Genomic DNA, 12896 nt, shown 5'->3' with positions numbered 1-12896 from the left:
GCTCGCGAATGCGGTGCATCAGGCAAGGTTGATGTCGACTGACACTCCGCTTTCGCGAGCAGGCTCGCTCCCACAAGGGATTGGCGGTGGTGCAGCTACTGGCCGTTCTTGACCTTGCTCCAGATCCGCGTGCGCACACGCTCGGTGGCCGGCGGCAAGGGTTGCAGGGTGAACAACGTGGCCATGGCTTCGGCCGACGGATAAACAGCCGGGTTGGTCCGCGTCGCTTCGGCCACCAGCGCTGTCGCGTTACGGTTGCCGTTGGGGTAGTTGAGGTGATTACTGACCGGGGCGATGACCTCGGCGCGCATCAGGTAGTCGATGAAGGCCAGGCCTTGTTGCGGATGCGGTGCGTCCTTGAGCAACACCAGCGTGTCGAACCACACCGGTGCGCCTTCCTTGGGCAAGCTGTAGGCGATCTTCACGCCGTTGCCGGCCTGCTCGGCGGTGGCCTTGGCTTCGAGCATGGCGCCGGACCAACCCACTGCCACGCAGATGTTGCCGTTGGACAGATCACTGATGAACTTCGACGAATTGAAGTAGGCGATATGTGGCCGCAGCTTGAGCAGCAGCGCTTCTGCCTTTTTGTAGTCTTCAGGGTTAGTGCTGTTGGGCGGCAGGCCCAGGTAGTGCAGGGCGACCGGCAGCATTTCCGCGGGCGAGTCGAGCATCGCCACCCCGCATTCGCCAAGTTTGGCCAGGTTCTCTTCCTTGAACACCAGGTCCCAGGAATCCACCGGCGCCTTGTCGCCCAGCATGGCGCGCACTTTGTCCACGTTATAGCCGATGCCGTTGGTGCCCCACAGATACGGCACGGCGTACTGGTTGCCCGGATCGTTGTTGGCCAGTTTCGCCAGCAGATCGGTGTCCATATTGTTGAAATCGGGCATCTCGGCGCGGGGCAGAGGGGCGAGCGCGCCCGCCTTGATCAGGGTTGGCAGGCTGAAGTTGCTGGCCACGACCACGTCGTAGCCGCTGCGGCTGGTGAGCAGTTTGCCTTCGAGGACTTCGGCACTGTCGAAGGTGTCGTAGACCGGCTGGATACCGGTGTCCCGCTTGAAGTCATGCAGGGTATTGGGGCCGATGTAGTCGTACCAGTTGTACACGTGCACGGTAGGACCATCGGCAGCAACCGCTGATAGCGAAGCCACCAGACAGGCGCCCAGCCCCAGATTGAAATACGAGCGGTGACCACTCATGATGCGGCACTCCTGGCCTGCTGCAGGCCGGTGATGATCAGGAGCTTGCAGCGTATCGACCGGGGTGGCCGTTACCCATTCCCATGATGGGTTACTCAAAAGGGGTAGTGCGTGGACGCGTTGTTGAAAGAGTTACCGCTGCACCAGGGATTGGCGCGGGTATTTGGCGTGTTGGGCCAGGACGCATTCTGGCGTGCGCTGGTCGACACCCTGCGCTTGCTGGTGCCGCTGGACAACGCCTTGGTCGCGGTGATGCGACCGGGACGGGTGCCTCGCCTGCTGATCGATTTCGACTCCAGGGGTAGCGGAGATGAGCATGAAGAACTGGCGGACTACAGCGCCGGCATGTACCTGCTCGATCCGTTTTACCTGGCCGTCTGCGCCGGCATCGCCGATGGCTTGCACAGCCTCGACTCGGTGGCGCCGGACCAGTTTCAGCAAAGCGAGTACTACCTGAGCTACTTTCGCACGGTGGTAGGCGGGGACGAACTGCAGTTCATGGTCAACGTCGACGGCGCCGTCCTCGGTTTGTCCCTGGGACGTGCGACACGCTTCACGCTGCAAGAGCAGGGACGCCTGCTGTGCGTACGCGACTGGGTGCTGGCGGCGATGCGTCGGCACCTGCAATTGCTACCGCCGGAAGGCCCGACGGTCGAAGCCGTAGCCGGGGACCTGGCGGCCTTGCTCGATCGCTTCGATGCACGATTGTCGGTGCGCGAAATCGAAACCGCACGCCTGATTCTCCAGGGTTTCTCCAGCAAGGCCATCGCCCAGCGGATGGGAATTTCCCCGGAGACGGTGAAGGTGCATCGGCGCAATCTCTATCACAAGCTCAACGTGAACGGGCATGGGGAGTTGTTTGCTTTGGTGCTCAATCCGCCAGGGTAAACACCAACGCCTTCAACCCACACTCGATATCGGCATCCGGAAACTCCGGCGGATTGTCCAGGCGCTGCTCGAACCGCAGGCTCGGGGCTTCACGGGTGACGCCATCGATTAGGAAGTCCGCACCGAAGGCCGGGTCGTTCATGCACGCGAGCACCGTGCCCTCGGGGCTGAGCAGTTCCGGCAGGCGACGCAGTACCCGCTGGTAGTCCTTGGTCAGCAGGAAGCTGCCTTTCTGGAACGACGGCGGGTCGATGATCACCAGGTCATACGGACCCTTACCGATCACCTTGCCCCAAGACTTGAAGAGGTCGTGGCCGAGAAAAGTTACCTTGCCCAGGTCATGCCCGTTGAGCCGGTGATTGTCACGCCCGCGGCTCAGGGCCGGGCTGGACATGTCCAGGTTGACCACGTGGGTCGCGCCGCCCTCGATGGCCGCCACCGAGAAACCGCAGGTGTAGGCGAACAGGTTCAACACGCGCTTGCCCTGGGCATTGGCGCGCACCCAATCGCGGCCGTAGCGCATGTCGAAGAAAAGCCCGGTGTTCTGTTTACGCCCCAGGTCCACCCGGTACTTCAAGCCGCCTTCGACAATCGTCAGCTCGTCGATTTCTTCCCCGAGCAACCATTCGGTAGTGCTTTGCAGCAGGTAGCGGTGTTGCAGCAGCAGGGTGTGGGCGCCGGATTGCGTCCATGTCGCTGACTGGGTGATCTGCAGCAGCACAGCTTTCAACGCCTCCAACTGCGCCGCTTCCGGCTCCTTGAACAGCGACACCAGCACTACGCCCTGCAACCAGTCGACGGTCACTTGCTCCAGCCCTGGCCAGCAGCGGCCGCGGCCGTGGAACAGGCGGCGGGTTTCCGCAGGTGCCGTTGCCAGGGCAGTCAGTAGATGGTCATGGAGGGTGGTCAGCGCTTCTGAATTCATCGGGTCGGGTCGGCGATTTGAGGGGGCGGTATTTTAACCAAAATTGTGGCGAATGGATGGGTGCGTAATCAACGTGGGGTCCTATGGTGCAGGGCAACCCACAACTTCAGGCTGATTGATATTGCTTGACTTTTCATAAAGGTAAAAATAGGTGGCGGTATCAAATATTTAGATACAATAACAGAGTTGCTGTCATTGAGGGGGAGTTCAAACTGCGTAACAAACCAGTTCGCGGCATTAAAAAATCTGCATAAATTGACGGTGGAAATAAATAGCATGTTCCCTTCTCGCAGTTCTTCCAGCTCCGCAAACATTCAAAGTGTTCAAGCTAAAACTAACGAAACAGTCTCTACGAAAGCAGTGCCGGAAGAAAATTTTTGCTCTTCTTTTTCTGAAGCCAAAGGGGATCGTATATTAGGTCTGCCTTCGGTTACCAGCAAGGAACATCCCGCATGGACGCCAGCCCGTCTGCTGGAAAACCTGAGGGTCGCGTTTAACATAATGGCCGAACAGCCTGAAGCCTATGATTTTGAAGGCACGCCAGTCTCAAAGGTAAACGACAAGCCAGATACGATACTTGATGTGGAGGACGCGCTGGTTATCGTCGTGAAGGAAGAACAACGACGTAAGAAATCAGGCAGGGATGAAACGGTTGGAAGTGAAAATATCAAAGCTGACAAAACTGCTTTGTCGGATGTAACATCCACTGCCTCCGTGGAGGGTGTTATAGCATTTGTTTCTGGGGTTTTTGATTATATTGTTGAGCTGGAAGAGAAAGGCAAAGAGGGCGGAGGTACTAATAAAGATTGTTCCGAACTTTCAGATAAAAGCTTGGATGAATTATTTTCAGATTTAAGCAGACATCCTCGTTACGCCCACGCATTCGGCCTGCTCGAAACAGAAAAAATTCAGGGAAAGTTTTCTGGAGGAGAGGCGTGGCGACGGATTCACGAGTCTGCCACCTATCTCTTTTCTAATAAAAGTAAAAGTATGATTGATGAGTTTGTTCAGCAAAAAAGTGGCGGTGGGCCAACAGCCTACCTGCACATTTTTCTGGATGATATTGAGATGGGAAGTGTGGTTGGTAATAAGGATTTAAAAGCAGGCGGAATAACGGCTGAGGAGTTGCGACATTTGTATCGATGCAGAGCGCAATTGGGCGATGCTGTCAAGTTTTATAAAAATAATAAAACAGTTTCCGCTCCGTGGGAACAGGATCCGAAGTTGTGGAGTGACAAACTATTTTCTACCGACTCAACTCCCACCTCTTCACCACAAGGAACCGATGATACTTCAAGAACTGGTAATCAAGAAGTGCCGCTATATGGACGTTTTGTACAGCCGCCTACTACAAATTTAGAACCAGTTGACGCATCGGTTTCGCCAATGTTGACAGGTTTGTTCTACGAGATGTTTCGTGATTTTAACCTAGGGGGAAATGAAGCTGAAAAGATGGTGGGTAGTCCCGAAGAGATTAACAAGTTGTATCAGGAGTCAGGGGTGGCGCCTATTATTTCTCAGGAAGAATTTGCGGCTATTAGAGCCTATACCCTAGGGTTCGATAAACATATCAATCCGAATTTGGGCAAGGTGAATCCATTCGAAAAGCGTAAAAATACATTCATAACCTACATAGCGTCCGGTTTGGATAAACTCAAGGGGGCGGGCTATAGGTATCCACTCAAAGAGACTGTCATTGAGAAATTATTTGATAAGAGTCCTGCGCTTAAAGTTAAGTTTCGTGATGAGAGCATTTTGACAGAGCTTATGGTGCCGATACCGCAAATTCCTGATTTTCATGTGGAAAAAGAAGCGGTGTCCGGTCAAATATTTTATGTGGCGAAAAATGACGAAGATAAATATGAGCTAGTCCGCAAGGATAATGGAAGAAGGTACAACCTGAAAGGTGTTTTCTCATATGTCATCCTTCCAGATGAACCTGATCGTATTTATTGTGGTATGAACAATGGCCAACAGAATTCGAAAGGAGAGCTAAATGAATATCGACATCATAACCCCTACTATGTTGAAGGCCACAGCTCGCTAGCCCAAGGTAAGGATGTACTTTATGCGGGAGATTTTTTGTTTGAAGATGGACAGCTAAAGCTCTGGACTAATGGCAGCGGTCATTATAAACCGATCGCTGAGCGTCGTTTTGGAAATTTAACTGAAGCGGTTAAGCGCATACTTCCTGAGGAGCTATTTAAGGATCATGATGAGTTGACTGAAGTTGAAACGAAGACGCTAAATGCGTATATACAGATCTCGGAGGCAGAGGAGCGTCGTTTGAAAGAGTGTTACTCCAATTCGAGTGATGCCGATACCGACTCGGATTCGGATTCGGATTCGGATGGCAACGATTTGAGTATCTTTAATAAGATTCAGGCGAAAAACGGTCGGCCTCAATTGCCAGGAAATCCGGGTTTGAAAGGCGGCGGGCCGGCACAACACATAACACAAGAAGAAGTTTGCGCTCCCATTGCCAACGCTCTTGACAAGAAACTCGGTGAAGACGGTCCAGACAAAGGCGGAGCCGGTGCGGTCGCTGGCGCGTTATCGGGAGCAATCCGATCTGGGGCAACATCTGACAGTGATAGCGAGGATGAGACAAAGCCAGACAGGCCATCCGGTTCGGCCAATGCAATCATCCCTCCCACTGCACCGGGGAGTAACCCTGCAGGTACTGTTGGTCCATCTAGCGCCGAATTACAAAAAAAGTTGAACATTGCTTTGAATTCAGGTGGGCAAATCAAGGCAATACAAATTGGACGCATGCTGGAGTTTACTAGTCTGCTTGCAAAGGCCTCGCCTGCGGTACAAGCCACAGCAATAAATTCTGAGGTTTTTAATCAGTCAAGTGAACTGTTAAAGATTCCGGGCTATTATTTTAATACTCGTTTTCCATCCCAGGGCGCAGCACAGGTGCCTGCGCAAATAAAAGATAGCTTGATGCAGTCTCTAGCTAATTGTGTGCGCGCTGGGACGATGGGTGAACAAGCAGCGCGGAATATTCTTCCTCCTGATTATCTAAGAATATTCGATGTTAAAGTCGAGACTGTTAACATATTTGCCGATATTAATAAAGAGGTGCGAGCCACTGCGGCAATCAATTTGCTGATAGGTACTGCTGATCAGCGAAGAGTAAAAATTGCAGCTGATAATTCTGATATCGCTGTTAGAGGTGCCGAAAAAGAGCGGGTAAAAAGAAGAGTTTATCAGGGGGCTGCTGAACTGAAGAAGTATTCAGTTGATGCAGGTGCCCGAGATTATAAAAATTTCTTGAATGAACGTGTTCAGGAAGAAAGGGAGAGACAAAATATGCTAAGGCAGAGTCAAGCGGAGAAACAGGAGAAGTATGAAAAAAACCGCGCAGACAGGGGCGTTGAATGGTCCAGACAACTTAATGGAATTGCGCTCTCTGAAACCGATAAGGCAAAGTTGAATCATGCAAATCGTAAACAGGAACAAGAAGATAGCTGGCGTAGCGTGCAATTGTCTAAAAAAACGGGTGACTTAACCAGGGGGCGATACGATAGCACTACAAGTTTTGACTCCGGTATAAACTCTCCTGGAACGTTAAGTCGTTCATCTAGCCGGTCTTCAATTACATCTGAAGTCACCCGGGAAATATCAAATATGAGGGGGCAGCTCAACCCAGGCACAGAAAACAATATTTCGGCTCCGACAACCGGTTTTTCTCATGAAGAATGGCCGAGTAACAGAAGTACTGAAAAGGCGCAGAGCATACTTAATGTCTTGGAGGGGCGTGTGGCTAGCAGGGATCGTTTTGTAGAGCGTGAAATTGAAAGTATCAAAAATACATTAAACTCGTTACCCGGCTGTAAGTAAGTTATTTGGGCGATGTGTGGATGGGCCTTGGAGAAGAATGCCTGGCCCATCTCACCTAATGTTGCAGCACTGCGTCCTGATCTGATGGCGAGGGTAATGGGCGGAGAAAACACTTGGCGCACTACCTGCGCAGTTATCACGATTAATTTAACTTTACGTGAGGATTTGGCGATCTGTCGGCTCACATAATCGCTCCATCGATCAACCGTCGGGAGCCGACCATGCCGTGCCCACCTGTTTCATCTCATCCGCGCTGGCTGCGCCTGACCCACTGGCTCAACGCACTCGCCGTGTTGGTCATGGTCACCAGTGGTTGGCGCATCTACAACGCTTCCCCGCTTTACGATTTCAGTTTTCCCAAAGGCATCACCCTCGGCGGTTGGCTGGGCGGCGCCCTGCAATGGCACTTCGCGGCGATGTGGTTCCTGGCCGTCAACGGCCTCGTCTACCTGGCCTGCAACCTGTTCAGCGGGCGCCTGAAGCGGCGCTTTTTCCCGGTCTCGCCCAAAGGCGTGCTGCATGACTTCTGGGCCGCGTTGCGCGGCAAGCTGGGACATGCCGACCTGAATCATTACAACCAGGTGCAACGGCTGGCGTACCTGTTCGTGATGGTCGATATCACGCTGCTGGTGCTCTCCGGGCTGGTGCTGTGGAAGTCGGTGCAGTTCCCGCTGTTGCGTGAATTGCTCTGGGGCTACGAAGGTGCGCGCCATGTACATTTCATCGCGATGGCACTGTTGGTGGCGTTCGTCGCGGTCCACCTGGTGATGGTGGCACTGGTTCCCAAAACACTGTTGGCCATGATTGTCGGTCGCAAGGAGCCCATATGAAAAAGCCCATTCAAGACGCCGGGCTGGATGAGTCATCCATCCTGACCGACGCCCGTAAAATCCTCGCCCCGCAGATCGAAGACCGCTCGCGCCGCTCGTTCCTGCTGCGTGGCTTGACACTGGGCGGCGTGGCCATGTTGTCCGGTTGCAACCTCACCGACAACGACAGCGTCGAGACCGCGTTGTCCGCCATGTCGCGCTTCAACGACCGGGTGCAAGGCTGGCTGTTCAACCCCAATGCCATGGCGCCGACCTACCCGGCGTCGATGATCACCCGGCCATTTCCGTTCAATGCCTTCTACGGCATCGACGAAGCGCCGACGGTGGAGGAGGAGAGCTATCGGCTGGAGGTCACCGGCCTGGTGACGGACAAGCGCACCTGGCGGCTCGAAGAGCTGCGCGCCATGGCGCAAACCGAGCAGATCACCCGGCATATCTGCGTCGAAGGCTGGAGCGCGATCGGTCGTTGGGGCGGTGTGCGCTTCAGCGATTTCCTGAAACGGGTCGGGGCCGATACAGACGCCAAATACGTCGGTTTCAAGTGCGCCGACGATTACTACACCAGCATCGACATGGCCACCGCACTGCATGCGCAAACCCTGTTGACGCTGACCTATGATGGCGCTGTGCTACCGCGCGAATACGGCTTCCCGATGAAACTGCGCATGCCCACCAAGCTCGGCTACAAGAATCCCAAGCACATCCAGGCGATTTTCGTCAGCAACACCTACAGCGGCGGCTACTGGGAAGACCAGGGCTACAACTGGTTCGGTGGCAGCTGACGCAACCCCGGCAATTCCCCCGTCCACACCCCATGCATCAAGGAGTTTCACCATGAAAAAGTTGACCACTGTTGTTCTGTCCATGTGCCTGGCCATCGGCGCTGCCAGTGTTTTTGCTGGCGATACGATGAGCAAGGACAGCATGAGCAAAGACTCGATGTCCAAGGACGCCATGCATAAGGACGTCATGAAAAAGGATTCGATGGCCAAGGACACGATGAGCAAGGACACCATGTCCAAGGATGCCATGAGCAAGGACAGCATGAAGAAAGACGCCATGTCCAAGGACGCTATGAAAAAAGACCCGATGTCCCGGTAAACGTCTCGCAAACACCGATTTCGTCGTCTGTTTGTATCAAAAATGAATTTCCGCAGAGACTGCCGCTCATACCTGTAGGTAGCGGATTTCAAGCCCGCATATAAACTGGTGTGATCAGGGAGCGGCAAGGTCATGAGTCGAGAATCGACAGCGGGCGGACAGCTTCATGGCGGGTTGATTCTGGTGGTTGAGGACGACCCGCTGATCCTGGAGTTTCTTTGCGAAATTCTTCAAGAGGAAGGCTATGTAGTGCAAGCGCAAACCAGCGCGGACGCCGCATCGGAGTATTTGCAGAGCCACGCACCCGAAGTCGGGATGCTTCTCACGGACATCACCATGCCGGGAACGCTCAACGGCGCGGACCTGGCCAATCTGTTCGGAGATCGTTGGCCGGACAAACCGATCATGATCATGTCCGGCTTCGAAACCCCTGCAACTTCCGGGGTCCGGCATAATGTCTCGTTTATCAAGAAACCCTGGGCGGTGGGTCAATTGCTTGATTGCGTGGACGGCGCACTGAAATCACGCCGTCCCCTGTAGGAGCTGCCGCAGGCTCGGGCCGCGTTCGGACGATCTCTCGATCTTTCGATCTTGAAAATCGCAGCCTGCGACAGTTCGTTCGATCGTGTACATTTCTCGGGGCATCCCATCAGATCCTTGAGATAGGAAGGACCCTTTGTCTGCTCCCGAATCCGTCTTGAACGTTCCTTACCGTGCCTTCCTGTTCGACATGGACGGTACCATCCTTACGTCAATTGCCGCCGCCGAGCGCGTCTGGGCTGCTTGGGCCGTGCGTCACGGCGTCGATGTCGAGACCTTCCTGCCGACCATTCACGGTGCCCGCGCCATCGACACCATCAATCGCCTGGCATTGCCCGGAGTCGATGCCCAGGCCGAAGCGGCGTGGATCACCGAAGCGGAAATCGAGGATGTCGGGGGTGTTGAAGAAGTGGCGGGCGCGGCGCGCTTTCTCCAGTCTTTGCCAGCCGATCAATGGGCCATCGTGACCTCCGCCCCGAGGGCGCTCGCGTTGCGGCGGATGGCAGCCGCAGGGATTCCGGAGCCGGCTGTGCTGGTCACTGCCGAAGATGTCGCCGCTGGCAAACCTGACCCGGCCGGTTATCGATTGGCTGCGCAGCGGCTGGGTGTTGAAATATCGGATTGCCTGGTTTTCGAAGATGCAACGGTAGGCATTCTCGCAGCCGAGGCGGCGGGGGCGGATTTACTGATTGTCACGGCGACACATGAGCAGCCGATTGTGACGGCGCACGCCACGTTGGCAAATTATGACGAGGTCGTTGCCCGCCTAGACGCCCACGGCGTGATTCGACTTCGCACGATCCACTGTGGGAGCGAGCCTGCTCGCGAACGCTGACTTCCAGCCGACATAAACGTTGCCTGGCACTGCGCTTTCGCGAGCAGGCTCGCTCCCACAGTGGGGGGTGTGTCTCAGTAGAGTTTCGGAATCAATCGCCAGCTCCGGGCGCAATAAGCCTCATATTCACTGCCAAATTGCGCCCGTAACAATGCTTCCTCGGCATGAATCCGCGCGATCAGCGGAATCACGGTCAGCGCGGCCAGCAGCAATCCGACCCCCGAACGAAACGCCAGCGCCCAGCCCACGGCAATCACCAACATCCCCAGGTAACTGGGGTTGCGCAAGCGACGATAAATCCCGTCGGTCACCAGGCGATGGCCCGGCTGGATCGCCACCAGCCCACTGAAGCGTTTGCCGAGCACGAACACCGGCCACATTCGCAGCACGCCGCCGATGATGAAGAGCAGCGCCCCGAGCCAACGCACGCCTTCGCCACCGAAGGTCCAGAAGTCGATGCGGTCGGTGTAGGCCGGGAAAAAACCACTCAATAACCCGATCACTCCGAACGCTGGCAGTACCCAGCGATTGGCCCTGTCCTCGCGCTCACCGGAACTCAGGTTGACCTCGGTAAACAGCGAAGCGATGGCCATGACCAGCGTCGCCAGGGCAACCACCACCAAGGCGGTATGGGAAAAAAACGCCGCGAAGCCGCCCAGCCCCCAAATTGCCAGCAAGAGGTAGGCGAGGGTGGAGACGATGGCGAAAAACGCCAGTTTGGCCGAGATTTTCATAGGCAATACCCCCGACACTCCCAGTGTAGCGCCGACCGTTCCCACGCGGAGCAGGGGAACGATCATCATTGTGCCGCTGATCGCGCATTGCGCCTGATCACCTGCGGTGGTTGCCCGAATGTTCGAAGGAATGCTTCGCGCATGCGCCGAGGATCGATAAACCCGCTTTCCAAGGCAATCTGCTCGAGTGTCAGGCGACCACCCTCAAGCATCTGCCGTGCCGCCTCCAGGCGCAGGTTCTCGATGGCCTTGGCGGGCGACTGACCGGTTTCGGTACGGAACGCACGGCTGAATTGCCGCGAGCTGAGGCTCGCCACTTGCGCCAGTTGTTCCACCGATAAGGTCTGCGCCAGGTGCTCCCGAGCGTAGGCGAGGACGGTCTGGATGCGGTCGGATTTCGGCGCCAGTTCCAGCAGCGCCGAGTGCTGTGATTGCCCGCCGGCACGGCGGTGGTACATCACCAGTTTCTGCGCTACGGCACGTGCGAGTTCGGCGCCGTGATCCTTTTCGACCATGGCCAGCGCCAGGTCGATGCCGGCGGTCATGCCGGCGGAGGTCCAGATCGCGCCGTCGATCACGTAGATTCGATCGGGTTCAACCTTGATCGATGGAAAGCGTTCTTGCAGTTGCCGTGCATAAGCCCAATGCGTGGTAGCCCGCCGGCCCTCAAGCAATCCGGCCTGGGCCATGACAAAGGCTCCAGAGCAAATCGACGCGGTACGGCGGGCGGTCCTGGCACTGGCACGCACGTAGTCGAGTACACCCTCGGGCGCCTGCTCGAGGATGGTGTCGCCGCCCACCACGATCACCGTATCGAACACCCGCTCGTCGAACGCCTCGGTGCCAACATTCAGGCCACCAGAAGCGCGCAAGGTGCGGCCGTCTTCGGACAGTACACGCACGTCATACAGGGCTTGCCCAGCACTGAAATTGGCATATTCGAATACCGGCATGGCAGCCAGCGCCATGGACTGGAAACCCTCGAACACCACAAACGCCACGCTGATCATCGCCCAATCCTCAAAACTGATGTCCTAAAAACGTAGGTTAAACGTCATTTGCGACGGACACGAGTCCCTTTATAACAGTTCCTGACTGGCGATTGTCTCGCCTCACTGTGAAGGAAAATGAACATGGCTCTCTCCTCCAAAGGCACTGCACTGGTCACTGGCGCCTCTTCGGGCATCGGCGCGGTGTATGCCGACCGTCTCGCCCGGCAGGGTTACGACCTGATCCTGGTCGCGCGCAGTCAGGCAAAACTCATCACGCTGGCCAACCGGCTGAGCGACCAGACCGGCCGTAATGTGGAAGTGGTCGCCGCGGATCTGAAAGACAAGGCCGACTTGTTGCGGGTCGAACAGATACTGCGAAGTGACGCGAGCATCACGTTGTTGGTCAACAACGCTGGAGTTGGCGCGGTCATGCCGTTGCTCGGCAGCCCCGTGGATGACATGGAAGACATGATCAGCCTCAACATCACCGCGCTGACACGCCTGGCCTATGCGACGATACCGGGCTTCGTCGAACGCGGTGCCGGGACCGTGATCAACATTTCGTCGATCGTCGCCATCGCCCCGGAAATCCTCAATGGTGTGTATGGCGGGACCAAGGCATTTGTCCTGGGCCTGAGCCAATCGATGCACCGGGAACTGGCGGATAAAGGCATTCGTATCCAGGCCGTGCTGCCAGGCGCGACCGCCACCGACTTCTGGAGCGAGGCCGGCAACCCGGTGGAGAATTTGCCGCAGGAGATTGTGATGTCCGCCGAAGAAATGGTCGATGCCGCACTGGTGGGGCTGGAGAAGGGGGAAGTGGTGACCATTCCGGGATTACACGACGGGGAGCAGTGGGATCGCTACGAAGCGCAGCGCCAAGTGCTGTCCGGGCTGTTCGGCAATTCCACGGCAGCAGCGCGTTATCGATAGCTTGACTGTGCTCTTTTGGTCCCCATCGCGGGCAAGTCCGCGATGGGGCCATCAACAACACCGCGCTACA

The 12896-nt window shown here is 55.9% G+C and carries 12 protein-coding genes; 8 read left to right on the top strand and 4 right to left on the bottom strand.

All coding sequences use genetic code 11. From position 1 onward, the window contains the following. Positions 1-95: 95 nt before the first annotated feature. On the bottom strand, positions 96-1199 hold the full coding sequence (locus PSUM_RS08350) for an extracellular solute-binding protein (RefSeq protein ID WP_020796762.1): 1104 nt from the start codon (positions 1197-1199) through the stop codon (positions 96-98). Positions 1200-1310: 111 nt separating this feature from the next. On the opposite strand from PSUM_RS08350, the gene PSUM_RS08345 reads away from it, so the two are divergent. Then, a complete protein-coding gene (locus PSUM_RS08345; protein ID WP_020796761.1) occupies positions 1311-2087 on the top strand; it encodes a helix-turn-helix transcriptional regulator in 777 nt (258 codons plus the stop codon). On the opposite strand, the gene PSUM_RS08340 is transcribed toward PSUM_RS08345, so the two are convergent. Beyond that, positions 2071-3012 carry a class I SAM-dependent methyltransferase gene (locus PSUM_RS08340; protein ID WP_083349336.1) on the bottom strand — a complete coding sequence of 314 codons (942 nt, stop codon included), beginning with the start codon at positions 3010-3012 and terminating at the stop codon, positions 2071-2073. The genes PSUM_RS08345 and PSUM_RS08340 overlap by 17 nt on opposite strands. A 276-nt stretch (positions 3013-3288) precedes the next feature. Between PSUM_RS08340 and PSUM_RS08335 the strand changes: the two genes are divergently transcribed. The 6 genes from PSUM_RS08335 to PSUM_RS08310 all read left to right on the top strand — a co-directional run bounded on the left by PSUM_RS08335 (position 3289) and on the right by PSUM_RS08310 (position 10167). Continuing rightward, positions 3289-6861 (top strand): hypothetical protein, encoded by a 3573-nt coding sequence (locus PSUM_RS08335; protein ID WP_141195486.1) that lies wholly within the window; start codon positions 3289-3291, stop codon positions 6859-6861. A gap of 221 nt (positions 6862-7082) precedes the next feature. Continuing rightward, positions 7083-7691 (top strand): cytochrome b/b6 domain-containing protein, encoded by a 609-nt coding sequence (locus PSUM_RS08330; RefSeq protein ID WP_020796758.1) that lies wholly within the window; start codon positions 7083-7085, stop codon positions 7689-7691. Further along, positions 7688-8473, top strand: a complete 786-nt coding sequence (locus PSUM_RS08325) for a molybdopterin-dependent oxidoreductase (RefSeq protein WP_020796757.1) — start codon at positions 7688-7690, stop codon at positions 8471-8473. Before PSUM_RS08330 ends, PSUM_RS08325 begins: the two co-directional genes overlap by 4 nt. A 52-nt stretch (positions 8474-8525) precedes the next feature. Further along, positions 8526-8792, top strand: a complete 267-nt coding sequence (locus PSUM_RS08320) for a pentapeptide MXKDX repeat protein (protein ID WP_020796756.1) — start codon at positions 8526-8528, stop codon at positions 8790-8792. Positions 8793-8924: 132 nt separating this feature from the next. After that, positions 8925-9332, top strand: coding sequence for a response regulator (locus PSUM_RS08315; RefSeq protein ID WP_020796755.1), 408 nt, complete (start codon positions 8925-8927; stop codon positions 9330-9332). 136 nt (positions 9333-9468) lie between these two features. After that, entirely contained in the window at positions 9469-10167 is a 699-nt protein-coding gene (locus tag PSUM_RS08310; protein ID WP_020796754.1) for an HAD-IA family hydrolase, read from the top strand. Positions 10168-10241: 74 nt separating this feature from the next. Here PSUM_RS08310 and PSUM_RS08305 read toward each other — a convergent pair whose 3' ends face one another. Next, positions 10242-10901: a methyltransferase family protein gene (locus tag PSUM_RS08305; RefSeq protein ID WP_020796753.1), complete on the bottom strand. Its 660-nt coding sequence runs from the start codon at positions 10899-10901 to the stop codon at positions 10242-10244. 65 nt (positions 10902-10966) lie between these two features. Then, complete coding sequence (locus PSUM_RS08300; RefSeq protein WP_020796752.1) at positions 10967-11911, bottom strand: GlxA family transcriptional regulator; 945 nt, start codon at positions 11909-11911, stop codon at positions 10967-10969. A 123-nt stretch (positions 11912-12034) separates the two neighbouring features. Between PSUM_RS08300 and PSUM_RS08295 the strand changes: the two genes are divergently transcribed. Next, positions 12035-12826, top strand: coding sequence for an SDR family NAD(P)-dependent oxidoreductase (locus PSUM_RS08295; protein ID WP_033044187.1), 792 nt, complete (start codon positions 12035-12037; stop codon positions 12824-12826). The last annotated feature ends 70 nt before the right edge of the window (positions 12827-12896 follow it).

The organism is Pseudomonas umsongensis (assembly GCF_002236105.1).
Lineage (GTDB): Bacteria > Pseudomonadota > Gammaproteobacteria > Pseudomonadales > Pseudomonadaceae > Aquipseudomonas > Aquipseudomonas umsongensis.
This window is presented reverse-complemented; position numbering and strand designations above follow the sequence as displayed.

Coding starts and splice junctions, on each gene's coding strand:
- PSUM_RS08330 (WP_020796758.1), top strand. CDS start 7,083: ATGCCGTGCCCACCTGTTTCATCTCATCCGCGCTGGCTGCGCCTGACC.
- PSUM_RS08315 (WP_020796755.1), top strand. CDS start 8,925: ATGAGTCGAGAATCGACAGCGGGCGGACAGCTTCATGGCGGGTTGATT.
- PSUM_RS08320 (WP_020796756.1), top strand. CDS start 8,526: ATGAAAAAGTTGACCACTGTTGTTCTGTCCATGTGCCTGGCCATCGGC.
- PSUM_RS08305 (WP_020796753.1), bottom strand. CDS start 10,901: ATGAAAATCTCGGCCAAACTGGCGTTTTTCGCCATCGTCTCCACCCTC.
- PSUM_RS08335 (WP_141195486.1), top strand. CDS start 3,289: ATGTTCCCTTCTCGCAGTTCTTCCAGCTCCGCAAACATTCAAAGTGTT.
- PSUM_RS08295 (WP_033044187.1), top strand. CDS start 12,035: ATGGCTCTCTCCTCCAAAGGCACTGCACTGGTCACTGGCGCCTCTTCG.
- PSUM_RS08325 (WP_020796757.1), top strand. CDS start 7,688: ATGAAAAAGCCCATTCAAGACGCCGGGCTGGATGAGTCATCCATCCTG.
- PSUM_RS08350 (WP_020796762.1), bottom strand. CDS start 1,199: ATGAGTGGTCACCGCTCGTATTTCAATCTGGGGCTGGGCGCCTGTCTG.
- PSUM_RS08300 (WP_020796752.1), bottom strand. CDS start 11,911: ATGATCAGCGTGGCGTTTGTGGTGTTCGAGGGTTTCCAGTCCATGGCG.
- PSUM_RS08340 (WP_083349336.1), bottom strand. CDS start 3,012: ATGAATTCAGAAGCGCTGACCACCCTCCATGACCATCTACTGACTGCC.